This is a genomic window from Belnapia arida, assembly GCF_016773205.1.
In the GTDB taxonomy this organism is placed as follows: Bacteria; Pseudomonadota; Alphaproteobacteria; order Acetobacterales; family Acetobacteraceae; genus Belnapia; species Belnapia arida.
In genome coordinates this window covers 121,710-145,800 of sequence record NZ_JAETWB010000008.1, presented here as the reverse complement: position 1 = coordinate 145,800, position 24,091 = coordinate 121,710, and the positions used below count along the sequence as shown (strand labels likewise).

20 protein-coding genes are annotated in these 24,091 nt (G+C 68.9%); 18 read left to right on the top strand and 2 right to left on the bottom strand.

Annotated elements, in window-relative coordinates; translation table 11 throughout:
- Positions 1 to 8: 8 nt before the first annotated feature.
- A complete protein-coding gene (locus JMJ56_RS17525; protein ID WP_236037853.1) occupies positions 9 to 491 on the bottom strand; it encodes a GtrA family protein in 483 nt (160 codons plus the stop codon).
- Positions 492 to 697: 206 nt separating this feature from the next.
- Here JMJ56_RS17525 and JMJ56_RS17520 point away from each other — a divergent pair, with 206 nt between their 5' ends.
- From JMJ56_RS17520 to JMJ56_RS17445, 16 genes are all read left to right on the top strand, one after another.
- Entirely contained in the window at positions 698 to 1,873 is a 1,176-nt protein-coding gene (locus tag JMJ56_RS17520) for a GAF domain-containing sensor histidine kinase (protein WP_202833065.1), read from the top strand.
- Between the two features lie 65 nt (positions 1,874 to 1,938).
- Complete coding sequence (locus JMJ56_RS17515) at positions 1,939 to 3,531, top strand: ABC transporter substrate-binding protein (RefSeq protein WP_202833064.1); 1,593 nt, start codon at positions 1,939 to 1,941, stop codon at positions 3,529 to 3,531.
- Between the two features lie 81 nt (positions 3,532 to 3,612).
- Positions 3,613 to 5,190 (top strand): ABC transporter substrate-binding protein, encoded by a 1,578-nt coding sequence (locus JMJ56_RS17510; RefSeq protein WP_202833063.1) that lies wholly within the window; start codon positions 3,613 to 3,615, stop codon positions 5,188 to 5,190.
- Positions 5,191 to 5,192: 2 nt separating this feature from the next.
- Positions 5,193 to 6,794: an ABC transporter substrate-binding protein gene (locus JMJ56_RS17505; protein ID WP_202833062.1), complete on the top strand. Its 1,602-nt coding sequence runs from the start codon at positions 5,193 to 5,195 to the stop codon at positions 6,792 to 6,794.
- Between the two features lie 3 nt (positions 6,795 to 6,797).
- A complete protein-coding gene (locus JMJ56_RS17500) occupies positions 6,798 to 8,369 on the top strand; it encodes an ABC transporter substrate-binding protein (protein WP_202833061.1) in 1,572 nt (523 codons plus the stop codon).
- Between the two features lie 63 nt (positions 8,370 to 8,432).
- Positions 8,433 to 10,013, top strand: coding sequence for an ABC transporter substrate-binding protein (locus JMJ56_RS17495; protein ID WP_202833060.1), 1,581 nt, complete (start codon positions 8,433 to 8,435; stop codon positions 10,011 to 10,013).
- Between the two features lie 163 nt (positions 10,014 to 10,176).
- A complete protein-coding gene (locus tag JMJ56_RS17490; RefSeq protein ID WP_202833059.1) occupies positions 10,177 to 11,778 on the top strand; it encodes an ABC transporter substrate-binding protein in 1,602 nt (533 codons plus the stop codon).
- A gap of 77 nt (positions 11,779 to 11,855) precedes the next feature.
- Complete coding sequence (locus JMJ56_RS17485) at positions 11,856 to 12,797, top strand: ABC transporter permease (RefSeq protein ID WP_202833058.1); 942 nt, start codon at positions 11,856 to 11,858, stop codon at positions 12,795 to 12,797.
- A complete protein-coding gene (locus tag JMJ56_RS17480) occupies positions 12,797 to 13,717 on the top strand; it encodes an ABC transporter permease (RefSeq protein ID WP_202833057.1) in 921 nt (306 codons plus the stop codon). Before JMJ56_RS17485 ends, JMJ56_RS17480 begins: the two co-directional genes overlap by 1 nt.
- 3 nt (positions 13,718 to 13,720) lie before the next feature.
- Entirely contained in the window at positions 13,721 to 14,719 is a 999-nt protein-coding gene (locus JMJ56_RS17475) for an ABC transporter ATP-binding protein (protein WP_043340657.1), read from the top strand.
- Entirely contained in the window at positions 14,716 to 15,756 is a 1,041-nt protein-coding gene (locus tag JMJ56_RS17470) for an ABC transporter ATP-binding protein (protein WP_202833056.1), read from the top strand. The genes JMJ56_RS17475 and JMJ56_RS17470 overlap by 4 nt, the downstream gene beginning before the upstream one ends.
- 3 nt (positions 15,757 to 15,759) lie before the next feature.
- Positions 15,760 to 16,068 (top strand): hypothetical protein, encoded by a 309-nt coding sequence (locus JMJ56_RS17465; RefSeq protein WP_202833055.1) that lies wholly within the window; start codon positions 15,760 to 15,762, stop codon positions 16,066 to 16,068.
- A gap of 110 nt (positions 16,069 to 16,178) precedes the next feature.
- On the top strand, positions 16,179 to 16,682 hold the full coding sequence (locus JMJ56_RS17460) for a (2Fe-2S)-binding protein (RefSeq protein ID WP_202833054.1): 504 nt from the start codon (positions 16,179 to 16,181) through the stop codon (positions 16,680 to 16,682).
- Between the two features lie 92 nt (positions 16,683 to 16,774).
- A complete protein-coding gene (locus tag JMJ56_RS17455; protein ID WP_202833053.1) occupies positions 16,775 to 19,162 on the top strand; it encodes a xanthine dehydrogenase family protein molybdopterin-binding subunit in 2,388 nt (795 codons plus the stop codon).
- 15 nt (positions 19,163 to 19,177) lie between these two features.
- Positions 19,178 to 19,972, top strand: a complete 795-nt coding sequence (locus tag JMJ56_RS17450; protein ID WP_202833052.1) for an FAD binding domain-containing protein — start codon at positions 19,178 to 19,180, stop codon at positions 19,970 to 19,972.
- A gap of 5 nt (positions 19,973 to 19,977) precedes the next feature.
- A complete protein-coding gene (locus JMJ56_RS17445; RefSeq protein ID WP_202833051.1) occupies positions 19,978 to 20,946 on the top strand; it encodes a Bug family tripartite tricarboxylate transporter substrate binding protein in 969 nt (322 codons plus the stop codon).
- 24 nt (positions 20,947 to 20,970) lie between these two features.
- Here JMJ56_RS17445 and JMJ56_RS17440 read toward each other — a convergent pair whose 3' ends face one another.
- Positions 20,971 to 22,251 (bottom strand): family 1 glycosylhydrolase, encoded by a 1,281-nt coding sequence (locus JMJ56_RS17440; protein WP_202833050.1) that lies wholly within the window; start codon positions 22,249 to 22,251, stop codon positions 20,971 to 20,973.
- Positions 22,252 to 22,362: 111 nt separating this feature from the next.
- Here JMJ56_RS17440 and JMJ56_RS17435 point away from each other — a divergent pair, with 111 nt between their 5' ends.
- Positions 22,363 to 22,764, top strand: coding sequence for an AtzH-like domain-containing protein (locus JMJ56_RS17435; RefSeq protein ID WP_202833049.1), 402 nt, complete (start codon positions 22,363 to 22,365; stop codon positions 22,762 to 22,764).
- The gene (locus tag JMJ56_RS17430; protein ID WP_202833048.1) at positions 22,761 to 24,020 is read left to right on the top strand and encodes an NAD(P)/FAD-dependent oxidoreductase; all 1,260 of its coding nucleotides are present in this window, start codon (positions 22,761 to 22,763) and stop codon (positions 24,018 to 24,020) included. The genes JMJ56_RS17435 and JMJ56_RS17430 overlap by 4 nt, the downstream gene beginning before the upstream one ends.
- The last annotated feature ends 71 nt before the right edge of the window (positions 24,021 to 24,091 follow it).

Sequence of the window (24,091 nt, the reverse complement as noted above, 5' to 3'; positions counted from 1 at the left end):
GCTGGCCTTCACGCTCTGGAGGAACGGGGGTCGGCCCCGGCGGCACCGAAAACGAAGCGCCGGGACATGAAAAAGTTGGCGGCAAGGCCCGCAACCGAGCCGGCCGCGACACCAATCACGGGATGGGCCGCGACCAGCGGAACTCCGGCGAGGAGCGCTGCATAGGTTCCGTAGTTGCACAGGAAACCGAGCACATTCACGAGCAGGAAGAGCAACCATTGCCGGCCGAGCCCGCCTTCCTGCCGCGAAGAGCGAAAAGTCCAGGCCCTGTTCAATGCAAAGGTTGTGGTGGCGGCGGCAAGGTAGGAAAGTAACCGGCCTAGCCAGGGGCCGGTGCCGAGTGCGATGCCGGCCGTCAGCACCCCTGCATCAACGAGGAAGCCTGCCACGCCGACCGTGCCAAAGCGCAGGAACTCGCCCACCATGCCGCCACCGTTGCGGGTGGCGAAGGAAGGGGCGGAAAGTTCGGGACCGGTGAGGGAAGAATTCATTCAAGGCATCCTGTATGCAGCAAGGAATACGCGTCCCCGACTGCTGGGACAAACCACGGCGCGGTGACAACTGCTCACCCAGGGCGCGAAACCGCCGCTTCCGCTGTCACGTTCCACGGCGCAAGCGCCACGAAAATCCGCATGTCCGTATTCCAGTTCGATCTGGAAATTGTTCATGATGCGGCAATGAAAGGCCCGCGGGCACAATGACCGAGGATTTCGCCGCAGATGTGGCCGCAATCGGCAGCATCCCGATCATGCCGACCGTTCTCGACACCGTCTGCCGGCTGAGCGGCATGCGGTTCGCGGCGGTCGCGCGCGTCACGGAGGACCGCTGGATCGCCTGCGCCATCCGTGATGAAATCGCCTTCGGCCTCGCCCCCGGCGGCGAACTGCCCATCGAGTCGACGCTCTGCCACGAGGTCCGCCTGGCGACGACGCGCGTCGTCATCGACGATGTCGTCGCCCATCCGGTCTATTGTTCCCATCACACGCCGGCGACCTATGGCTTCCGCAGTTACATTTCCGTGCCGGTCCGCCGCGCGGATGGCAGCGTCTTCGGCACGCTCTGCGCCATCGATCCGGAGCCGCGCCGGTTGGACGTGCCTGAGATCGTTGGAATGTTCGAGATGTTTGCCGACCTCATCGGCCAGCATCTCGCTGCGCTGGAGCGGACGGTAGCGAGCGAGGCGACGCTGCTCGACGCCCAGCGCGTGGCGGCCCTGCGCGAGCAGTTCATTGCGGTACTTGGGCATGACCTGCGCAACCCGCTCGCCGCCATAGACGGCGGGATGCGGCTGCTGCGGAAGACGCCGCTCGACGATCAGGCCTTGCGCCTCATCACCCTGGTCCAGGCGAGTGTTGGGCGGATGAGCGGGCTGATCGACAATCTCGTGGATTTCGCCCGCTGCCGCCTCGGCGACGGGCTGCTGCTCGAACGAGAGCACGTAGAAATAGAAACATTACTTCGACAAATCGCGTCTGAGTTGCAAGTCGACCGGCCGGACCGGATTGTCGACATCGCCTGCCGCCTTGATGCGCCAGTTACCTGCGATCGCAGACGCATGGCGCAGCTCGTCTCCAACCTGCTCGGCAATGCGCTGACCCATGGCGCAGCGAACCGGCCGGTGCGCGTCTCGGCCTGGGCGGAGGGCGGGTGGTTCGAGCTCTCCGTCGCCAATGCCGGCGAGCCGATCCCGCCCGGGATGCTGCCTGGCCTCTTCCAACCCTTCGTCCGCGGCCCCCAGGGACCGCGGGGGGAGGGGCTGGGCCTCGGCCTCTATATCGCCCAGCAGATCGCCGAGGCGCATGGCGGCATCATCGAGGCCACCTCCACCCCGGCGGAAACGCGCTTCACCCTGCGGATGCCGTTGCCCGAATAGGGTGCTTCACGGGGGCTGGAAAACCGCTACTGTCCCGGCCGTTTCGTTTCCGGGAGAAAGAGCCCATGCATCGTCGCAATCTGCTGGCCGGCGCCGCGCTGGCCGGCACCGCTCTGCGCCTGCCGGTGCCCGCCCTGGCGCAGCCGGCGGGCAGCCGGGTGCTGCGCTTCATCCCCCAGTCCGACGTGGCGGTGGTCGACCCCATCGTCACCACCGCCTATGTCACGCGGCACCACGCCTTTCTGATCTACGACACGCTCTATGGCTTGGATGCCGATTTCAAGCCGCAGCCGCAGATGGCCGAGGGGCACAAGGTGGAGGATGGCGGGCGGCGGGTGACCATCACGCTGCGCCAGGGCCTCGCCTTCCATGATGGGGAGCCGGTGCGGGCCAGGGATTGCGTCGCCTCGATCAAGCGCTGGGCCCAGCGCGACGCGCTCGGCCAGGCGTTGATGGCGGCGACCGAGGAGCTGGTCGACGATGACGACCGCAACTTCACCTTCCGCCTCAAGCGGCCCTTTGCCCTGCTCTTCGACGCGCTGGCCAAGCCCTCGACGCCGGTGCCCTTCATGATGCCGGAGCGCATCGCCTCGCAGGACGCCAACACGCCGATCAAGGAGAATATCGGCTCCGGGCCCTTCCGCTTCAAAGCCGACGAGCGGGTGCCAGGCAGCCTGCTGGTCTATGAGCGCAACCCGAATTACGTCCCGCGCGAGGCCGGCACGCCGGCCTGGACCTCGGGGCCGAAGCGCGTCAATTTCGACCGCGTCGAATGGCGCGTGGTCCCGGACGCCTCGACCGCCGCGGCCGCGCTCGGCAACAACGAGGCGGATTGGTGGGAACAGCCGACCGCCGACCTGCTGCCGCTGCTCCGCCGCAACCGCAACCTCGTCGTCGAGAATTATGACCCGACCGGGCTGATGGCGCTGCTGCGCTTCAACTCCCTGCACCCGCCCTTCAACAACCCTGCGATCCGCCGCGCCCTGCTCGGCGGCGTCGAGCAGTCCGACTACATGAGCGCCGTCATCGGCACCGACCCGTCCAACTGGCGGGACGGCGTCGGCTGCTTCCCGCCGGGGACGCCGATGGCCAGCACCGTCGGCCTCGACGCGCTGAAGGGCCCACGCGACTACGACAAGGTGAAGCGCGACCTCGCCGCCGCCGGCTACAAGGGCGAGAAGATCGTGGTGATCGCCGCCTCCGACTTCCCCTCGCTCAACGCCCTTGCCCAGGTGGGGCGCGACATGCTGGTGAAGTCGGGGATGAATGTCGATTACGTCTCGACCGATTGGGGCAGCGTCGTGCAGCGCCGCGCCAGCCGCGAGCCGGCGGAGAAGGGGGGCTGGAGCGTCTTCTTCACCTTCTTCACCGGGCTCGACTTCTTCTCGCCGGCGACGCATCTCGGCCTGCGCGGCAACGGCACGAGCGCCTGGTTCGGCTGGCCCACCATGCCGAAGCTCGAGGAGCTGCGCGCCGCCTGGCTCGAGGCGCCGGACCTGGCCGCGCAGCAGAAGCTGGCCGCCCAGATTCAGGAGGAAGGGCTGCGCGAGCCGCCCTACCTGCCGCTCGGGCAGTATTTCCAGCCCTGGTCCTATCGCCGTGGGCTGACCGGGGTGCTCGGGGGGATGCCGCTTTTCTGGAACGCCCAGAAAGGCTGATCCCACCCGCTTGCGGATCGGCGGCGATCCGCGCTTCACTCCCCGGAACGGCCGGCGCGACCGGCTTCCGGGGAGACCACGATGAACCGACGCACCCTGCTGGGCGCCGCCTCCGCGGCGCCCCTCTCCCGATTTGCGATCGCCCAGCCAGCCAACAGCCGGGTGCTGCGCTTCATCCCCCAATCGGATATCGGCACCCTCGACCCGATCACCACCACGGCCTACGTCACCCGCAACCATGCCTTCCTGATCTGGGATACGCTCTACGGGCTGGATGCCGAGCTCAGGCCGCAGCCGCAGATGGTCGAGGGGCACCGGGTCGAGGATGACGGCAGGCGCTGGACCCTGACCCTACGCCCCGGCCTCAAATTCCACGATGGCGAGGCGGTGCGGGCGCGGGATTGCGTGGCCTCGATCAAGCGCTGGCAGCGGCGCGACCCGCTCGGGCAGGAGCTGGCCGCGCGGACCGACGAGCTGGTGGCGACGGATGACCGCACGATCGTCTTCCGGTTGAAGAAGCCCTTTGCCCTGCTGCCGGACGCGCTCGGCAAGATCGGCTCGCCGACGCCCTTCATGATGCCGGAGCGGCTGGCCAATACCGACGCCTTCCGGCCCATCACCGAGTTCGTCGGCAGCGGGCCCTTTCGCTTCAAGGCGGATGAGCGTGTGCAGGGCAGCCGCTTCGTCTATGAGCGGTTCGAGGGCTACGTGCCGCGCGAGGGCACGCCTTCCTGGACCGCTGGCCCGAAGCGCGCCCTCTTCGACCGCGTCGAGTGGCGGGTGACGCCGGACAGCGCGACCGCCGCCGCCGCGCTGCAGTCGGGCGAGGTCGATTGGTGGGAGAACCCGCCGAACGACCTGGTGCCGCCGCTCCGCCGCAACCGCGAGATCACCGTCGAACTGCCGGATCCGGCCGGACAGCTGGCCTTCGGCCGCTTCAACCATCTGCACCCACCCTTCAACAACCCGAAGCTGCGGCGCGCCCTGCTCGGCGCGATCGACCAGGCCGATTTCATGACCGCGGCCTTCGGCAGCGAGCGGGGTGCCTGGCGGGACAAGGTCGGCTTCTTCCCGGAGGGCACGCCCTTCGCCAGCGATGCCGGGCTCGGCGCCCTGACCAGCCCGCGCGACCTGGAGAAGGTGAAGCGGGAGGTGGCCGAGAGCGGCTACAAGGGCGAGCCGGTGGTGCTGCTCGGCGCCACCGATTTCCCGATCATCAACGCGCTCTGCCTGGTCGGCGCCGATCTCTTCAAGCAGGTCGGGCTGAACGTCGATTTCGTCGCGTCCGACTGGGGCACCGTCGTGCAGCGGCGCAACAGCCGCGAGCCGCCATCAAGGGGCGGGTGGAGCATCTTCTTCACCTATTGGGGCGGCTTCGACACGATCAACCCGGGCGTCAACCAGCCGCTCCGCGGCAACGGCACCAATGGCTGGTTCGGCTGGGCGAGCTCCGAGCGGCTGGAGGCGAAGCGCGCGGCATGGTTCGATGCGCCGGACCTCGCCGTGCAGCAGCAGGCGGCGCGGGAGCAGCAGGCGATCGCCTTCGAGGAGGTGCCGACCCTGCCGCTCGGCCAGTGCTATCCGATGACGGCCTACCGGCGGAGCCTCGTCGATGTCCTGAAGGGTCCGCCGCTGTTCTGGAATGCGAGGAAGGCCTGACCATGCATCGCCGTAGCCTGTTGGGGGGTGCCGCCGCGCTGCCGGCCGCCGCCCTGTCCACCGCCTCCTTGCCCACCGCCTCCCTGGCCCAGCCCGCCAATGCGCGGGTGCTGAAATTCGTCCCCCAGGCCAACCTCACCAGCCTCGACCCGATCTGGACCACGGCCAACGTCACCCGCAACCATGCCTGGCTCGTCTACGACGTGCTCTACGGCATGGATGCGCGCTTCCAGCCGCAGCCGCAGATGGCAGCGGGGCACACGGTGGAGGATGAGGGGCGCGCCTGGACCTTCACCCTCCGCGACGGCCTGCGCTTCCATGACGGCGAGCCGGTGCGCGCCACGGATTGCGTCGCCAGCCTCCGGCGCTGGATGAAGCGCAATCCCAACGGGCAGAAGATCGAGCCGCTGGTCGATGAGCTGGTCGCGCTCGACGACCGGCGGCTGCGCTTCCGGCTGAAGCGCGCCTTCCCGCGGCTGCTCGCCTCGCTCGCCAACCCGTCCAACCCGGCGGCCTTCATCATGCCGGAGCGGATCGCCCGGACCGATCCGTTCCAGCAGATCCGGGAGACAGTGGGGAGCGGGCCCTTCCGCTTCCTGCCGCGCGAGTACAATTCTGGCAGCTTCGTCGCCTATGAGCGCAACCCGGACTACCAGCCGATCTCCTCCGGCGCGGCGAGCCTGACGGCGGGGCCCAAGGTTGCGCATTTCGACCGCATCGAGTGGCACATCATCACCGATGCGGCGACGGCGGCGGCGGCGCTGCAGGCCGGCGAGATCGACTGGTACGAGCAGCCGTCGCCCGAGATCCAGCAGCTCTTCCGCCGCAACCGGCAGATCGTGGTGGAGCCGATCGACATCCTGCCGAACCCGGCGATCCTCCGCTTCAACCACCTGCATCCGCCCTTCAACGACAAGAAGATCCGCCAGGCGCTGCTGCCGGCGGTGGACCAGTCGGACTACATGACGGCGATCGTCGGGCCGGACCCGGCGGGCTTCTCCAGCATGGGCATCTTCACGCCCGGCACGCCGCTGGCCAATGATGCCGGGATGGGGGCGCTGCTCGGCCCGCGCAGCATCGACCGCTCCAAGGCGCTGCTGAGGGAGGCGGGCTACGCCAACCAGCCGATCCGCCTGATCGGCCCGACCGACATCCTGGCGCCGGCCGCCCTGACGCAGGTCGCGGTGGACATGTTCCGCAAGCTGGAGGTGAACCTCGACTTCGTGCTGACCGACTGGGGCAGCGTCATCCAGCGCCGTGCCAGCCGGGAGCCGGTGGAGAAGGGCGGGTGGAGCACCTTCCTCACCGCATTCTCGTCCTTCGAATTCGCCGACCCGGCGGGCAATTTCCCGCTGCGGGGCAATGGGGCGGCGGCCTGGTTCGGCTGGCCGACCATCCCGCGGCTGGAGGAGCTGCGGGATGCCTGGTTCGACGCGCCGGACATCGAGGCGCAGCAGAGGCTGGCGCGGGAGATTCAGCTGACGGCGCTCGACGAGGTGCCCTACATTCCGGTCGGTGCCTATCTCTCGATGACCTCGCTCCGGCGCAACCTCTCGGGTCGCGTGCCGGGCTTTGCGCTGTTCTGGAACCTGAAGCGGAGCTAGCCGATGCATCGTCGCAGCCTGTTGCAAGGGGCCACGTTGGCGGCGCTTCCCGCGCCGGTGCTGGCGCAGGGGGCGGCGAAGGTGCTGCGGGTGATCCCGCAATCGAACCTCACCAGCCTCGACCCGGTCTGGACCACGGCCGTCGTCACCCGCAACCACGGTTTCCTGGTCTATGACCAGCTGCTCGCTCAGGATGCCAAGGGCGAGATCCGGCCGCAGATGGTGGAGGGCTGGGTGACGGAGCCGGATGGGCTGACCGTCACCTTCACCCTGCGGACCGGCCTGAAATTCCACGATGGCGAGCGGGTGCTGGCGAAGGACTGCGTCGCCAGCATCAATCGCTGGGCGCGGCGCGACCCCTTCATGCAGGTGCTGCAGCCGAGCGTCGCTGCGGTGGAGGCGATGGACGACCGGCGCTTCCGCTTCCGCCTGCGGAAGCCGGTGCCGTTGCTGACCATGGCGCTCGGGCAGACGCAGTTTCCCTGCTTCGTCATGCCGGAGCGGATCGCCGCGACCGATGCCTTCCAGCAGTTGCGGGAGGCGGTCGGCAGCGGGCCCTTCCGCTTCCTCCCCGACGAGTGGAACCCGGGCCAACGCGCTGTCTGGGCCAAGTTCGACGGCTACGAGGCCCGGCCGGAGCCGGTGGACGGGCTGGCCGGCGGGCGGGTGCCGCGGCTCGACCGGGTGGAATGGACAGTCATCAGCGACCCGGCGACGGCGGCTTCCGCCATGACCACGGGCGAGCAGGACTATTGGGAATACCCGCTGCACGACCTGCTCCCGCTGCTGAAGCGGAACCGGCAGGTGGTGGTGGACCAGCGCCTGCTGGACGGCTTCTACGGCATCTGCCGCTTCAACTGCCTCCAGCCTCCCTTCGACAACCCGGCCATCCGGCGCGCGGTCGCCATGGCGGTGAACCAGCGCGACTATCTGAGTGCCGTCGCCGGCAACGAGCCGGGTGGGTGGGAGGCTTGCGAGGGCGTCTTCACCTGCGGCACGCCGCTCGCCAATGAGGTGGGCAGCGAGGTGCTGAAGACGCACAGCATCGAGCGGGCGAAGGCGGCGCTGGCCCAGGCGGGCTACAAGGGCGAGAAGGTGGTGCTGATCGCCCCCGGCGACTATCCGCAGATCAATGCGCTCTCCCTCGTCACCGCCGACATCCTGCGGCGGCTGGGGATGAACCTCGAACTGGTCTCGACCGACTGGGGCACGCTGGTGCAGCGGCGGACGAGCAAGGAGCCGGTGGAGCGGGGCGGGTGGAGCATTATCCACACCACCTCCTCCGGGCAGTCGCTGACCTTGCCGGTCTATCACCTCTTCCTGCGCGCCAACGGGCCGCAGGCCTGGTTCGGCTGGCCCGAGGATGCCGAGATCGAGCGGCTGCGCCAGGCCTGGGTCGATGCTCCGGACCCGGCCGAGGGGCGGCGTGTGGCCGAGGCGCTGAACCAGCGCGCGATGGAGGTGATGGCCTACATCCCGCTCGGCTTCTACTGGCAGCCCTCAGCCTGGCGGCGGAACGTCACCGGGGCCTTCAGGACCCCGGCAACGGTCTTCTGGAACATGTCCAAGGCGTAACCCCGTTGCGCAGGCGGCGGGGCTGAGGCAAGCACCGCCGGACCGGACCGGGAGAAACGCCGCATGCATCGTCGCACCCTGCTGCAGGGCATGGGCCTCGCCCTGGCGGCGCCGCGCCTGGCGCTGGCCCAGGGTCATGCCCGGACCCTCCGCTTCGTTCCGCAGGGCAACCTCGCCAATATCGATCCGGTCTGGACGACGACGACCCTCGCCCGGAACCATGGGTTGATGGTCTATGACACGCTCTTCGGGATGGGGCGTGACTTCCAGTCGAAGCCGCAGATGGCGGCGGGGCACGAGGTTTCGGCCGATGGGCTGGTCCATGCCGTCACCCTGCGGGCCGACCTCCGCTTCCATGACGGGCAGCCGGTGCTGGCCCGGGACTGCATCGCTTCCATCGCCCGCTGGTCGAAGCGCGACGTGCTCGGCCAGCGCCTGGCCCTGTTGCTCGAGGAGATGCGGGTCAAGGCCGATGACCGCTTCGAGCTCGTGCTCAAGAAGCCCTGGCCGGGGCTGACCTGGGCGCTCGGCAAGCCTTCGGCCAATATCTGCGCCATCATGCCCGAGCGGATCGCGCAGACCGACCCCTTCACCCAGATCACCGAGTATGTCGGCAGCGGGCCCTTCCGCTTCCGCGCCTCGCAATGGGTGCCGGGCAGCATGGCGGCCTATGAGCGCTTCCCTGGCTATGTGCCGCGGGACGAGCCGGCGGATTTCCTCGCCGGCGGCAAGGTGGTGCATTTCGATCGCGTCGAGTGGCATGTGATGCCGGACCCGGCGACCGCCGCCGCCGCCTTGCAGAACAACGAGGTGGACTGGTGGGAGACGCCGTTGGCCGACCTGCTGCCGGTGCTGCGCGGCAACCGCGACATCGCCATCGAGGTGGTGAACACGGCCGGCGCGCTGGCGATGATCCGTTTCAACCACCTGCACCCGCCCTTCGACAGGGCGGAGGTCCGGCGGGCGCTGCTGCCGGCGATCGAGCAGACGGCCTTCATGCAGGCGGCGCTCGGCGAGGACAGGGCGCTGTGGCAGGTGCCGGCGGGGGCCTTCACCCCGGGCACGCCGCTCGCCAGCAATGTCGGGATGGAGGCGGTCTCCGGGCCGCGCGACCTGGAAGCGGCGAAACGGGCGCTGGCCGCGGCCGGCTACAAGGGCGAGCCGGTCGTCATCCTCTCGCCGACGGACTTCCCGACCATCAGCGCCCTGTCCGAGGTGGCGGCGGATACGCTGCGGCGGGCAGGGATGAAGGTCGACCTGCAGAGCATGGACTGGGGCACGCTGGTGCAACGCCGGGCCAAGCGCGAGGCGCCGGCCCAGGGCGGCTGGAACATCTTCTGCACCACCTGGGAGGGGCTGGACGTCTCCGTCCCCGGCAGCCACCAGCCCATTCGCGGCAACGGCGCCCAGGGCTGGATCGGCTGGTCCACCAGCCCGCGGCGGGAAGCGCTGCGCGAGGCCTGGTTCGATGCGCCGGATCAGGGGGCGGAGCGGAAGATCGCGCAGGAGTTGCAGGCCCTGGCCTGGGAGGAGGCGCCCTTCATCCCGCTCGGCCTGCTGCGGCCGCCCCAGGCCTTCCGCCGGAGCCTGACCAACATCGTCACCGGCGGGCCGCCGATCTTCTGGAACGTCCGGCGGGGCTAGTGGCACGGGCCGTGCAAGCAGACAGGCTGCGGTTCTGGCCGGACCGCGGCCGAGGCCCTTGCCGCCGCGTAAGTACGCTGGCGCAATGCCCAAGGCTGAGGCAGGCTGATGGATAACCGGGCGGGAACGGACCGCACGGCTGGGAGCTGAGGGACGACAAAGGATGGATCGCAGGAGTTTCCTGAAGGGGACGGGCGCTGCCGGCCTGGTGGGCGTCTCGTCCGGGCTGGCCGGCCCGGCGCTGTCGCAGGGGGCGGCGGCGCGGACGCTGCGCTTCGTGCCGCAGGCGAACCTCGCCAATTTCGACCCGATCTGGGGCACCCAGTATGTGGTCCGCAACGCCGCGGCCATGGTTTGGGACACGCTCTACGGCTTCGACGACACGCTGACGCCGAAGCGGCAGATGGTGGAGGCCGAGCAGGTCTCGGCCGACGGGCTGACCTGGGATTTCCGCCTGCGTCCTGGCCTCAAATTCCATGACGGCACGCCGGTCCTGGCGAAGGACGTGGTGGCGAGCCTCACCCGCTGGTCGGCCCGCGACCCGATGGGGCTGATGGTCAAGGCCCTTCAGAACGAGCTGGTCGCTGTCGATGACCGGAACTTCCGCTGGGTGCTGAAGAAGCCCTACCCGAAGCTGCTGATGGCGCTCGGCAAGAACAGCACGCCGATGTGCTTCATGATGCCGGAGCGGCTGGCAAAGACCGACCCGTTCCAGCAGGTCAGCGAGTTCATCGGCAGCGGGCCGATGCGCTTCAAGCGCGACGAGTGGAATCCGGGGGCGCGGGCCGTCTTCGAGAAATTCGCCGACTACGTGCCACGGGAGGAGCCGAACTCCTGGCTCTCCGGCGGCAAGCGGATGGCGGTCGAGCGGATCGAGTGGCTGGTGATGCCAGACCCGGCGACGGCCGCCGCCGCCCTGCAGAACGGCGAGGTCGACTGGTGGGAAAACCCGATCACCGACCTGGTGCCGCAGCTCCGCCGCAACCGCAACATCCGCGTCGACATCGCCGACCCGCTCGGCAACATCGGCACCTTCCGGATGAACCACACGACCAAGCCCTTCAACAACGTGAAGGCGCGGCGCGCGGTGCTGACGGCACTGAGCCAGGAAGACTACATGCGGGCGCTGGTCGGCGACGACGACAAGCTGTGGAAGCCGCTGCCCGGCTACTTCACCCCCGGCACGCCGCTCTACACCGAGGAGGGCGGCGAGATCCTGAAGGGCCCGCGCAACTTCGAGGCCGCCAAGAAGCTGCTGGCCGAGAGCGGATACGACGGCTCGCCCGTCACCTGCGTCGTCGCGCAGGACCAGCCGATCACCAAGGCGCAGGGCGACGTCACCGCCGACCTGCTGAAGCGCATCGGCTTCAACGTCGATTTCGTCGCGACCGACTGGGGCACCACGGGCCAGCGCCGCGCCATGAAGAACCCGGTCGGGCAGGGCGGCTGGAGCATGTTCCACAGCTGGCATGCCGGCGCGGACTGCATCAACCCGGCCGTCTACAACGCCATCCGCGCCAGCGGCGACGGCGCCTGGTTCGGCTGGCCCAACATTCCCGCCGTCGAGACCGAGGTGGCGAACTGGTTCGACGCGCCCGACCTCGCGGCGGAGAAGGCCGTCATCGCGCGGCTGAACAAGGCGGCGCTCGACAACGTCGTCTATGCGCCGACCGGCTTCTTCCTCGGCTACCAGGCCTGGCGTGCCAATGTCTCGGGCATCGCGAAGGGGCCGCTGCCCTTCTTCTGGGGCGTCTCGAAGTCTTGACTGTGATGGATAAGATCGGAAGCTTCGCGCAGCCGCAAACCGGTTGCGCGGAACTCTCTCAAGCGTAAGGAGGCGCCATGTTCGCCTATGCAGTCCGGCGCGTCCTGGCCACCATTCCGGTGATGGCCATTGTTGCGCTTTTTGTCTTCAGCCTGCTCTACATCGCGCCCGGCGACCCGGCCGCCGTCATCGCCGGCGACCAGGCGACGCCGCAGGATGTGGAGCGCATCCGCGCCTCGCTTGGCCTCGACCGGCCCTTCCTGGTCCGGTTCGGGGAATGGGTGTGGAACATCCTCAACGGCGACATGGGCGTCTCGATCTTCACCAACCTGCCGGTGACGACGATGATTCAGCAGCGGATCGAGCCCACGGTCTCGCTGATGGTCCTCACCCTCTGCCTCGCCGTCAGCATCGCCGTGCCGATGGGCGTCATCGCCGCCTGGAAGCAGGGTAGCTGGATCGACCGCGCGGTGATGGGCTTCGCCGTGCTCGGCTTCTCGGTGCCGGTCTTCGTCGTCGGCTATGTGCTGGCCTATATCTTCGCGCTCGAGCTCGACTGGCTGCCGGTGCAGGGCTACACGAAGTTCGAGGAAGGCTTCTTCCCCTGGCTGGAGAACTTGATCCTGCCATCCATCGCGCTGGGCGGGGTCTATATCGCGCTGATCGCCCGCATCACCCGGGCGACCATGCTCGAGGTGCTGCAGCAGGACTACATCCGCACGGCGCGCGCTAAGGGCGCCGGTCAGCGCAACATCCTCTTCCTGCATGCGCTGAAGAATGCCGCCGTGCCGATCGTCACCGTCATCGGCATCGGCATCGCCCTGCTGATCGGCGGCGCGGTGGTGACGGAGAGCGTCTTCGCCATCCCCGGCCTCGGCCGGCTGACGGTGGATGCCATCCTGCGCCGCGATTACCCGGTGATCCAGGGCGTCGTGCTGCTGTTCAGCTTCGTCTACGTGTTGGTCAACCTGGTGATCGACCTGGCCTATACCCTCTTCGATCCGAGGATCCGCTACTGATGTCCTCCGCCGTCCTCTCCTCCGCCCCGCCGCAGGAGGTCGCCGCGGCTCCGCCGATGGGCGACGTCCTGCCGCCGGTGAAGCCAAGGCGGGGCCTCATCGGCTTCGTCCGGCGCAACCCGACCATGGCCATCGGCGGCTTCCTGCTGCTGCTGATGGTCGGCGTCGCCGTCTTCGCGCCGCTGCTCTGGACGGTCGACCCGACCGCCCTGGCGCCGGCGCGGCGCACGCGCGAGCCCTCGGCCATGTACTGGTTCGGCACCGACATGCTGGGGCGCGACGTCTATTCCCGCGTGCTCTACGGCGCGCGGATCTCGCTGATCGTCGGCTTCTCGGTCGCCTTCTTCGCCTCGGTGATCGGCCTCACGATCGGCCTCGTCTCCGGCTATGTGCGCTGGGCGGACAGCATCATCATGCGGATCATGGACGGGATGATGTCGATCCCCTCCATCCTGCTCGCCATTGCGCTGATGGCCCTCACCCGGGGCAGCGTGCAGAACGTCATCCTCGCCATCACCATCGCCGAGATCCCGCGCGTCTCGCGCCTGGTGCGCGGCGTGGTGCTCTCGCTCCGCGAGCAGCCCTATGTGGATGCCGCCGTCGCCGCGGGCAGCCGGACGCCGCGCATCATCCTGCGGCACATCCTGCCCAATACGCTCGCGCCCATCACCGTGCAGGCGACCTATGTCTGCGGCGCGGCAATGATCACGGAGGCGATCCTCTCCTTCATCGGCGCGGGCACGCCGCCGATCATCCCCTCCTGGGGCAACATCATGGCCGAGGGCCGGGCCCTCTGGCAGGTGAAGCCCTATATCGTCTTCTTCCCCGCGGTGTTCCTGTCGATCACGGTGCTCGCGATCAACCTGCTCGGCGACGGCCTGCGCGACGCGCTCGATCCGCGCATGGCAAAGAGGGTCTGAGCCATGGCCGAGCCGCTTCTCGTCGTCGAGAACCTGCAGACGCATTTCCGCACGCCGGATGGCATCAACCGCGCGGTGGATGGCGTCAGCTTCCATGTCAACGCCGGGGAGACGGTGGCGATCGTCGGCGAATCGGGGTGCGGCAAGTCCGTCACCTCGATGTCGATCCTCCGCCTCATCCCGGAGCCGCCGGGCAAGATCGCCGGCTCCATCCGCTTCCAGGGCAAGGACCTGCTGAAGCTCTCCGAGCCCGAGATGCGTGCCATCCGCGGCAACGAGATCAGCATGATCTTCCAGGAGCCGATGACCTCGCTGAACCCGGTGCTGAATATCGGCCGGCAGATCGGCGAGACGCTGCGCCTGCACCAGGGCCTCTCGGCGCGTGACGCCGAGGCCAAGGCCGTCGAGATGCTGAAGCTGGTCGGCATCCCGGAGCCGGGGCGGCGCGTGCGCGAATATCCGCACCAGCTCTCGGGCGGCATGCGCCAGCGTGTGATGATCGCCATTGCGCTGGCCTGCAACCCGAAGCTGCTGATCGCCGACGAGCCGACCACGGCGCTCGACGTCACCATCCAGGCGCAGATCCTCGAGCTGATGCGCGGGCTGAAGAACACCGTCGGCGCCGCCATCGTGCTCATCACCCATGACCTCGGCGTGGTTGCCGAGGTCGCGGAGCGGGTGGTGGTCATGTATGCCGGCAAGAAGGTTGAGGAAGCGCCGGTCGTCGAGCTCTTCAACACCCCGCGCCACCCCTATACCCAGGGGCTGCTCGGCTCGATGCCGAAGCTCGGCTCCTCGCTGACGGGTACGGAGACGCGGCTTGCCGAGATCCCCGGCCTGGTGCCGAGCCTCAAGCAGAAGATCCCCGGCTGCGTCTTCGCCTCGCGCTGCCCGCATGCGACCGATCTCTGCGTGAAGGTGGCGCCGGCGCTCGAGGAGAAGGCGCCGCGCCACGTCGCCGCCTGCCACTACGCACTCAAGGAAGGGGCGATCGCCGCATGAGCTCCCCGCTGCTCGATGTCCAGGACCTGAAGAAGCATTTCCCTATCAAGGGCGGCTTCTTCGGCGGCGTCACCGGCCATGTCTACGCGGTGGACGGCATCTCCTTCCACATCAACAAGGGCGAGACCCTCTCCCTCGTCGGCGAGAGCGGCTGCGGCAAGTCAACCGTCGGCAAGGCGATCCTCAAGCTCTTCCCCATCACCGCCGGGCAGGTGGTGCTGGACGGCAAGCGGATCGACGACATGTCGTCGAGCGTGCTGCGGCCGCTGCGGCGGCGCATGCAGGTGGTCTTCCAGGATCCCTTCTCCTCGCTCAACCCGCGCATGCGGGTGCGCGACATCCTGGCCGAGCCGATCCATAACTTCGGCCTGGCGCGGAGCGGTGCCGAGCTGGAGGAGAAGGTCGGCAAGCTGATGGACACGGTGCGGCTGCCGCGCGACGCGGTGAACCGCTGGCCGCACGAGTTCAGCGGCGGGCAGCGGCAGCGAATCGGCATCGCCCGGGCGCTCGCAGCCGAGCCGGACCTCATCATCTGCGACGAGGCCGTGTCGGCGCTCGACGTCTCGGTGAAGGCGCAGATCGTCAACCTGCTGCAGGAGCTGCAGGAGCGGCTCGGCCTCGCCCTGCTCTTCATCAGCCATGACCTGGCGATCGTCGAGCACATGACGCATCGGGTGGCGGTGATGTATCTCGGCAAGATCGCCGAGGTGGCGCCGAAGCGCAGCCTCTTCGCCGCGCCGAAGCACCCCTATACCGAGGCGCTGCTCTCCGCCGTGCCGGTGCCGATGCCGGGCAAGGCGCGCGAGCGGGTCATCCTCAAGGGCGACGTGCCGAGCCCGATCAACCCGCCCAAGGGCTGCCGCTTCCACACCCGCTGCCCCTATGCCTTCGACCGCTGCCGGGTCGAGGAGCCGCCGCTGCGCCCGGTGCCGACCGCGCTGGAGGCGGGGCACCTTGCGGCCTGCCACCTGCACGACCTCTCGGCGGACCGGAACCCGCTGGCGGTGGCCAAGGGGCAGGCGCTGCTCGCCGTCTGACCCATGGCAGAGCCGGTCCTGCTGGAGGTGCGGGAGCGGCGCAGCCGCTTCGGCCGGGTGGTGAAATGGTGCTTCTGGGGCTTCCAGCTGCTGATGCTGGTTGGCAGCCTCGGCACCTGCGCGGCCGTCACACCCTATCTGTCAGGGCCAGACCCCGAGGTGGCGATGGGGGCCGGGCTGTTCGGGGCGATGGCCATCGGCACGCTTTGGCTCGTCTGGCCGGTCGGCACGCTGTTGCTCGGGGGGTTGGTGCTGGCCACGCGGGGGCGGAAACGCCTGATTCCGGCACCCGAGACAGCCGGACGCGGCTGATCTCCCGCTCTGGTCCTTGACGGAAGCCGGGTGCGAGGCGACCTTTCCACCCACGGATGCCCCTCGTTGCGCGGGGCGTCGGATTTCCAATGGATCGGGGGAGGCGCGGCATGCCGCAAGTAACGCTGACCGTGAACGGCAAGACCAGCACGGTCGATGTCGAGGGCCGCACGCTCCTGGTGGAGCTGCTGCGGGAGAAACTGCGCCTCACCGGCACGCATGTGGGCTGCGACACCAGCCAGTGCGGCGCCTGCGTCGTCCATGTGGATGGCGAGAGCGTGAAGGCCTGCACCATCCTGGCCCTTCAGGCCAATGGCAGCCAGGTGACGACCATCGAGGGCCTGGCCAAGCCGGACGGCACGCTGCACCCGATGCAGGAGGCCTTCCGCGAGTACCATGCCCTGCAATGCGGCTTCTGCACGCCGGGGATGGTGATGTCGGCCATCGACCTGGTGCAGAAGCACCCCGACGGGATGTCCGAGAAGGAGATCCGCGAGGGGCTGGAAGGCAATCTTTGCCGCTGCACGGGCTACCACAACATCGTCAAGGCGATCGCCGCGGCGCAGGACGTGATGCATGGCCGGGCGCAGACCCTGGCTCCGGCGGCCGAATAAGGCACCGCCGCATGGGCGCGCGGCATCCCCCGCGCGCCCCATAAGAGATCCTGCCGCAAAGGCGGGGCAGCAGCACCCAGGGAGGCGTTGCAATGAATGTCGTGACCCCGTTCGAAGGCATCGGCGCCAGCGTGAAGCGCAAGGAGGACCTGCGCTTCCTCTCCGGCCGCGGCCAGTACACGGATGACATCAACCGGCCCGGCCAGACCTATGCGGCCATCCTACGCAGCCCGCATGCCCATGGGCGCATCACCTCCATCGACACCGCGGCGGCCGCGGCCATGCCGGGCGTGGTTGCCATCTTCACCGGGGCCGACATGCCCGACCTCGGGGGCATCCCCTGCGGCTGGCAGATCCACAACAAGGACGGCACGCCGATGGCGGAGCCGATGCACCCCGTGCTGGCGGTCGGCAAGGTGCGCTTCGTCGGCGATGCCGTCGCGGCGGTGATCGCGGAGACCCGGGCCCAGGCGAAGGACGCGGCCGAGGCCATCCAGGTCGAGTACGAGGTATTGCCGGCCGTCGCCACCCTGGAGGCGGCGCTCGCCCCGGGCGCATCGCTGGTGCATGACGATGTCGCCGGCAATATCTGCTACGACTGGCATATCGGCGACAAGGCAGTGAACGAGGCGGCCTTCATCAAGGCCGCGAAGGTCGTCGAGTTCGATCTGGTGAACAACCGGCTGGTGCCGAATGCGATGGAGCCCCGCGCGGCCATCGGCGACTACGACCCGACGACGGAGGACTACACCCTCTACACCACCAGCCAGAACCCGCACGTGATCCGGCTGCTGATGGGCGCCTTCGTCCTTCACCTGCCGGAGCACAAGCTGCGGGTCGTGGCGCCGGATGTGGGCGGCGGCTTCGGGTCCAAGATCTTCCATTATGCCGAGGAGGCGATCGTCACCTGGGCCGCGGGCCGCGTGAAGCGGCCGGTGAAGTGGACAGCCGAGCGCACGGAGAGCTTCATCACCGATGCGCATGGGCGGGACCATGTGACCAAGGCGCGGCTGGCGATGGATGCCGACGGCAAATTCCTCGCCCTGCACGTCCGGACGCTCGCCAATATGGGCGCCTACCTCTCGACCTTCGCAACGAGTGTTCCGACCTATCTCTATGCGACGCTGCTGTCGGGCGTGTATGCCACTCCGACCGTCTATGCGGAGGTGAAGGCGGTCTTCACCAACACCGTCCCCGTCGATGCCTATCGCGGCGCCGGGCGGCCGGAGGCGACCTTCCTGCTGGAACGCCTTGTCGATGTGGCGGCAGCCGAGACGGGGATGGACCGGGTCGAGATCCGCCGGCGCAATTTCATCCCCGCCGATGCCTTCCCCTACCAGACGCCGGTCGCGTTGCAATATGACAGCGGCGACTATCAGGCCACGCTGGACCAGGCGCTGGAGGCCGCCGGCTGGGCCGGCTTCGAGGCGAGGCGGGCGGAGGCCAAGGCGCGCGGAAGGCTGCGCGGCATCGGCATCTCCACCTATGTCGAGGCCTGCGGCATCGCGCCCTCGGCGGTGGTGGGCTCGCTCGGGGCCAGGGCGGGGCTGTACGAGGTCGGCACCATCCGGGTGCATCCGACGGGCAGCGTCACCGTGCTGACGGGCACCCACAGCCACGGCCAGGGCCATGAGACGACCTTCGCCCAGCTCGTCACCGACCGGCTCGGCGTGCCGCTGGCGCAGGTCGATGTCGTGCATGGCGACACCGCCAAGATTCCCTTCGGCATGGGCACCTATGGCAGCCGCAGCCTCGCGGTCGGCGGCTCGGCCATGGTGAAGGCAATGGACAAGATCGTTGCCAAGGCCAGGCGCATCGCGGCGCATCTGATGGAGGCCTCGGTCGAGGATGTGGAGTTCGACCGCGGTACCTTCCGCGTCGCCGGCACGGACAAGACCAGGTCCTGGGCCGAGATCGCGCTGACCGCCTATGTGCCGCACAATTACCCGATCGAGGAGCTGGAGCCAGGCCTCGACGAGACCGCCTTCTACGACCCGAAGAACTTCACCTATCCCGGCGGCTGCCATATCTGCGAGGTGGAGATCGAGCCGGAGACGGGCATCACCACCGTGGTCAACTTCACCGCCGTTGACGATGTCGGGCGCGTCATCAACCCGATGATCGTCGAGGGCCAGGTACAGGGCGGCGTGGCGCAGGGCATCGGCCAGGCGCTGCTCGAATCCTGCGTCTATGACAGCGAGGGGCAGCTCGTCTCGGCAAGCTTCATGGACTACCAGATGCCGCGGGCGAACGACCTGCCGATGGTGAGCGTCGCAACGCACACCACCCTCTGTACCCACAACCCGCTCGGGGTGAAGGGCTGCGGCGAGGTGGGGGCGATCGGCTCGCCGCCGGCGGTGATCAACGCCGTGGTCGATGCGCTGAAGGAATACGGCGTCCGGCACATCGAGATGCCGGCGACGGCCGCGAAGATCTGGGGCATCATCAACGCAAGCCGGCCGGCCATGGCCGCGGAATAATCAGGGGATCGAGCGATGTATGACTTCGAGTACCACAAGCCCGGCTCGCTGGCGGATGCGGTGAAACTGCTCTCGGCCGACCCCGATGCGCGGCCGATCTCGGGCGGCCAGACCCTGCTGCCGGCGCTGAAGCACCGGCTGAACAAGCCGACTTCCGTCGTCGACCTCTCCGGCATCGCCGAGCTGAGGGGGATCAAGCGGGAGGGCAACAAGCTCGTCATCGGCGCGCTGGCGAAGCATGTCGAGGTGGCGACCAGCCCCGAGGTGAAGGCGGCGATCCCGGCGCTGGCCCAGATGGCCGGCACCATCGGCGACACCCAGGTGCGCAACCGCGGCACGATCGGCGGCAGCGTCGCCAACAATGACCCGGCGGCGGACTACCCTTCGGCGGTCCTCGGGCTGAACGCGACCATCGTCACCGACAAGCGGCGCATCGCGGCGGATGACTTCTTCCAAGGCATGTTCACCACGGCGCTGGAGCCGGGCGAGCTGCTGGTGGCGATCGAGTTCCCGATCCCGGAGAAGGCCGGCTATGCCAAGATGCGCAACCCGGCCAGCCGCTACGTGATGGCCGGCGCCTTCGTCGCCAAGACCGGCGGCGCGGTGCGGGTGGCGATCAACGGCGCCGGCCCTGGCGTCTTCCGCCAGGCGGATATGGAGAAGGCGTTGACGGCCAACTGGTCGCCGGACGCCGTCGCCGGGGTAACGCAGCCGGCCGATGGGCTGAACGGCGACATCCACGGCAGCGCCGAGTACCGTGCCCATCTCGTGACGGTCATGGCGAAGCGCGCCATCGCCGCGGCGGGTTGACGCCGGTGAGCGCCACCCGCCGCGGCCTCGTCCTCGGCGGGTTGGCGCTCGCCAGCCCGGCGCTCGCGCAAGGGGAATGGCCGCAGCGGCCGGTCCGCATGGTCATCCCCTATCCGCCGGGCGGGGCGAGCGACATCATCGCCCGCCTGATGGCTCCGCATCTGACAGCCTCGCTCGGCCAGACTCTCATCGTCGAGAACCGGCCCGGCGCCAACGGTTTCATCGCCGCCGAGCTCGTCGCCCGCAGCGCACCGGACGGCTATACCCTGCTGATGGGCAATGCCGGGCCGAACGGCATGGGCCCCGCCCTCTACGGCAGCCGCACCCCCTTCGATCCGATCGCCGATTTCGCGCCCGTCATGGCGGTGTCCGTCGTTCCGCAGATCATGGCGGTCAACCCGGCCGTGCCGGTGTGGAACTTTCCGGAATTCCTCGCCCATGCGCGGGAGCGGGCGGGTGCACTCAGCTACGGGTCCGCCGGCATCGGCTCGGCCGGCCACATGGCGATGGAGCTGCTGAAGAGCCTGACCGGCATCGAGCTCACCCATCTGCCCTATCGCGGCAGCGCGCCGTCAACGGCCGACCTCATCGCCGGCGTCATCCCGGTGAATTTCGACACGGTGCCGGTGCTGCTGCCGCATGTGCAGTCCGGACGGGTGCGGGGCATCGCCGTTACCTCCCTCCAGCGGGTGCCGGAAGCGTCCGAGTTGCAGGCCATCGCCGAGACGGTGCCGGGCTTCGAGACCGTGAGCTGGGGCGGCGTGCTCGCCCCCGCCGGCACCCCGGTCCCGGTCATCGCCCGGCTGAACGCGGCGATGCGGGATGCGATGGCGCGGCCGGATGTCGGCGGTGCCCTGGCCCGCCAGGGCATCCAGCCGCAGAGCGGGCCGCCCGAAGCCTTCGGCGATTACCTTGCCGCCGAGGTGAGGAAATGGACCGAGGTGGTCCAGCGGATGGGGCTGCGGCCCGAATAGCCGGGCCGGCAGCCCCGTTCCGCATCAGGCGGCCGTCACCGGCAGCCTGAGGCAATGGCCCTGCTGCGCCAGCACCGGCCGCCAGCCCTCGATCAGTCGCTGATAGGCACGCCCGACCGGCCGGATCTTGCGGTCGAGGTCGTAGAGGCCGCGCGGGTTCACGTCGCCGCGGCGCTCGCGCAGCGCGTGGGTCCAGTCGATCTGGTCGGTCAGCGAGTACCAGGTGAAGCCGAGGATGGGCACGCCATCGCGGCGGAGGCGCATCAGGCCCGACCACTGCTTCCACAGCCAGCGCTCGGCCTCGTCGCCGCGCGGGCCCTCGTCCATGTTGGTCTCGGTGTGCATGATCGGCAGGCCGTAGCGGGTATGGTAGTCGCGCGTCACGGTGTCGTAGCCGAAGACCTCGCCGGCCCAGCGGCTGTGGCCGTTGGAGCCGATGATGTGCTCGTTGGTCGCGTACCAGTCATTGCCCATGATGCAGTGGCGCTTCAGCGCCGGGGCCGAGCGCTGGAAGAAGTGGTACTCCTCCCGCGTCATCCCGTTGTCCATCAGGTACTCGTACATCGAGGAGCAGACGCGGTGGCCGTAGTTCAGGTCGAGCGTCAGGAAGCGCTCGGCGTTGCGGTGGTCGGCATGGAGCAGCGAATCCGGACATTCGGCATGGAACTGCTCGGTCGATTCGGACTGGATGAAGATCGCATCCGGCCGCACCCGCACGATCGCCTGCATCGCCATGACGTTGGCGCGCACGACGTTCTTGATGGCGGTGACGTAGCTGCGGTCATCGGTCCGCTGCTCGTTCCACCAGCCGTATTTGGCGGAGAAGACGGCGGTGATGAACATCTCGTTCACCGGGGTGTAGAGCTGCACCCAGGGGAAGCGGCGGGCGAAGGCCTCGGCATAGGCGGCGAAGAGCTCCGGGAATTCCGGGTTCTGGAAGTCGCCGATCCAGTCGGGCACGCCGAAATGGCAGAGATCGACCACGGGCAAGATGCCGAGGCGGCGGACCTCGGCGAAGGTCTCGTCGGCGAAGGCCCAGTCGTGCAGGCCGGGGCCGCGGAGCGTGGTGTGGAGCTGCGGGCCGTAGCGCAGCACGCCGCAGCCGATCTCCTTCACCAGGGCGAGGTCTTCGCGCCAGCGGTCGTAATGACCGCATTCGGCCATCTGGTCGCGCCGGATTCGGCCGCCATCGATGGTCGGGGCGCTGTTCTCGATGCCCGTGGCGAACAGGAAGCCTTGGTCCGCGAGGCTGTGGAGGCCGAGCGCGGCGGGAGAAGCGGGGCGGGCGGGCAGGGCGTCCAACATGACTGGTCCCACGAAAGCGTGATCTAACCAGTATTCAGTATTCCGTGAGCCACTGCACATGAACTGCGTGTAATCTTTGCGCGGCAAGCACCAGCGCGGCATCCTTGCCACATGCAGATCGACGACCCGGCGGTGATCGCCGAAGCCCGCGCCCTCTTCGACCGCTACGAGGCGGCCATCGCCGGCAATGACGCCGCCATGTTGGATGCCTGCTTCTGGGCCGATCCGCGCACGGTGCGCTTCGGCATCACGGAGATCCTCTACGGGATCGAGGCGATCCGTGCCTTCCGGGCCAGCGTCGCGCGCTATGCGCCACGAGCGACCCGCCGGGTCCACATCACCAGCTTCGGGCCGGACGTCGCATGCACCCACCTGGAATACGAGCGGACCGATAGTGGCCTGGTCGGGCGGGAGACGAAGATCATGGTGCGGCTGCCGGAGCAGGGCTGGCGGGTGGTTTCCGCCCATGTCTCGCTCCTGGCCGGGGGCGATCCTGGGCGGGTGCAGCGATGACCCGAAGCGTCGTCATCGGTGGCGGCATCCTCGGCGCCTGCACGGCGCTGGAGCTGCTGCGGGCCGGCCATGAGGTGACGATCGTCGAGCCGGGGCCGCCGGGCGGCGAGCAGTCGGCCAGCTACGGCAATGGCTGCTGGCTGAGCCCGATGTCCGTCATCCCGCCCGCCGTGCCGGGGCTGTGGCGGAAGGTGCCGGGCTTCCTCGCGGACCCGCTCGGCCCGCTGGCCATCCGCTGGGGGTACTTCCCAAAGGTGGTGCCCTGGCTGTTCCGCTACCTCGCCTCCGGCTGGACCGAGGCGCGGGTGCTGAGGACGGCCCAAGCGCTGCGGGCGCTGCTGCAGGGGGCGCCGGCGCTGCACGCTGCGCTGGCCGAAGCGGCGGGCGTCGGCCACCTCATCGAGCGGCGGGGGCTGATGTACATCTACCCTTCCCGCGCGGAATATGAGGCGGAGGCGATGGCCTGGCGCATCCGCCGGCAGGTCGGCATCGAGTGGATCGAGCTCTCCGCCGAGGAGCTGCGCCAGCGCGAGCCGGAGCTCGACCGGCGCTACGGCTTCGCCACGCTGGTGGAGGAGGGCGGGCACTGCCGCGATCCAGGCGCCTATGTCGCGGCGCTGGTGGCGCTGGCCGAGGCGGAGGGGGCGCAGCGCATCACGGCCCGTGCGACGGGCTTCCGCATCGAGGCCGGCCGCCTGCGCGCGGTGCGGACGGAGGCGGGGGAGGTCGCGGCCGATCGCGCCGTCATCGCCGCCGGCGCCCATTCGCGGCCGCTTGCCGCCGCGGTGGGGGATGCCGTGCCGCTCGAGACCGAGCGCGGCTACCACGCGATGATCGAGGGCGCCGAGACCGGGCCGCGCACGCCGCTGATGCCATCCGATGGCAAGATGTCCGTCACCATGACGGCGCGTGGCCTGCGCTGTGCCGGCCAGGTGGAGATCGCCGGCATCGAGGCCCTGCCCAACTGGAAACGCGCCGAGATCCTCCGCGACCACCTGCTGCGCAGCTTCCCCGGCTTGCCGCGCGACCTGCCGGCGGAGCGGGTGAAATTCTGGATGGGCCACCGCCCAAGCATGCCGGACGGGCTGCCCTGCCTCGGCCCTTCCCGCGCCACGGCGGATGTCGTTCATGCTTTCGGCCATGGGCATGTCGGCCTTGTCTCGGCGCCGCGCACTGGCCGGCTGGTGGCGCAGATGCTGACGGGGCAACCAGCGGAGATCGATCTGGCACCCTATGACCCGCGCCGATTCGAATGATTTCGTGCTCGCTTTGTCGCAGCGTCAATGTCATCCTTCCAAGTAGCGGTACTGCATCCTCGTGGGCCGTT

Bases quoted from the DNA above. Each gene is read 5' to 3' on its own strand.
- JMJ56_RS17465 (WP_202833055.1), top strand. From the start codon at position 15,760: ATGGCAGAGCCGGTCCTGCTGGAGGTGCGGGAGCGGCGCAGCCGCTTC.
- JMJ56_RS17430 (WP_202833048.1), top strand. From the start codon at position 22,761: ATGACCCGAAGCGTCGTCATCGGTGGCGGCATCCTCGGCGCCTGCACG.
- JMJ56_RS17505 (WP_202833062.1), top strand. From the start codon at position 5,193: ATGCATCGCCGTAGCCTGTTGGGGGGTGCCGCCGCGCTGCCGGCCGCC.
- JMJ56_RS17485 (WP_202833058.1), top strand. From the start codon at position 11,856: ATGTTCGCCTATGCAGTCCGGCGCGTCCTGGCCACCATTCCGGTGATG.
- JMJ56_RS17490 (WP_202833059.1), top strand. From the start codon at position 10,177: ATGGATCGCAGGAGTTTCCTGAAGGGGACGGGCGCTGCCGGCCTGGTG.
- JMJ56_RS17510 (WP_202833063.1), top strand. From the start codon at position 3,613: ATGAACCGACGCACCCTGCTGGGCGCCGCCTCCGCGGCGCCCCTCTCC.
- JMJ56_RS17460 (WP_202833054.1), top strand. From the start codon at position 16,179: ATGCCGCAAGTAACGCTGACCGTGAACGGCAAGACCAGCACGGTCGAT.
- JMJ56_RS17440 (WP_202833050.1), bottom strand. From the start codon at position 22,251: ATGTTGGACGCCCTGCCCGCCCGCCCCGCTTCTCCCGCCGCGCTCGGC.
- JMJ56_RS17525 (WP_236037853.1), bottom strand. From the start codon at position 491: ATGAATTCTTCCCTCACCGGTCCCGAACTTTCCGCCCCTTCCTTCGCC.
- JMJ56_RS17480 (WP_202833057.1), top strand. From the start codon at position 12,797: ATGTCCTCCGCCGTCCTCTCCTCCGCCCCGCCGCAGGAGGTCGCCGCG.
- JMJ56_RS17495 (WP_202833060.1), top strand. From the start codon at position 8,433: ATGCATCGTCGCACCCTGCTGCAGGGCATGGGCCTCGCCCTGGCGGCG.
- JMJ56_RS17515 (WP_202833064.1), top strand. From the start codon at position 1,939: ATGCATCGTCGCAATCTGCTGGCCGGCGCCGCGCTGGCCGGCACCGCT.
- JMJ56_RS17455 (WP_202833053.1), top strand. From the start codon at position 16,775: ATGAATGTCGTGACCCCGTTCGAAGGCATCGGCGCCAGCGTGAAGCGC.
- JMJ56_RS17470 (WP_202833056.1), top strand. From the start codon at position 14,716: ATGAGCTCCCCGCTGCTCGATGTCCAGGACCTGAAGAAGCATTTCCCT.
- JMJ56_RS17450 (WP_202833052.1), top strand. From the start codon at position 19,178: ATGTATGACTTCGAGTACCACAAGCCCGGCTCGCTGGCGGATGCGGTG.
- JMJ56_RS17435 (WP_202833049.1), top strand. From the start codon at position 22,363: ATGCAGATCGACGACCCGGCGGTGATCGCCGAAGCCCGCGCCCTCTTC.
- JMJ56_RS17475 (WP_043340657.1), top strand. From the start codon at position 13,721: ATGGCCGAGCCGCTTCTCGTCGTCGAGAACCTGCAGACGCATTTCCGC.
- JMJ56_RS17500 (WP_202833061.1), top strand. From the start codon at position 6,798: ATGCATCGTCGCAGCCTGTTGCAAGGGGCCACGTTGGCGGCGCTTCCC.
- JMJ56_RS17520 (WP_202833065.1), top strand. From the start codon at position 698: ATGACCGAGGATTTCGCCGCAGATGTGGCCGCAATCGGCAGCATCCCG.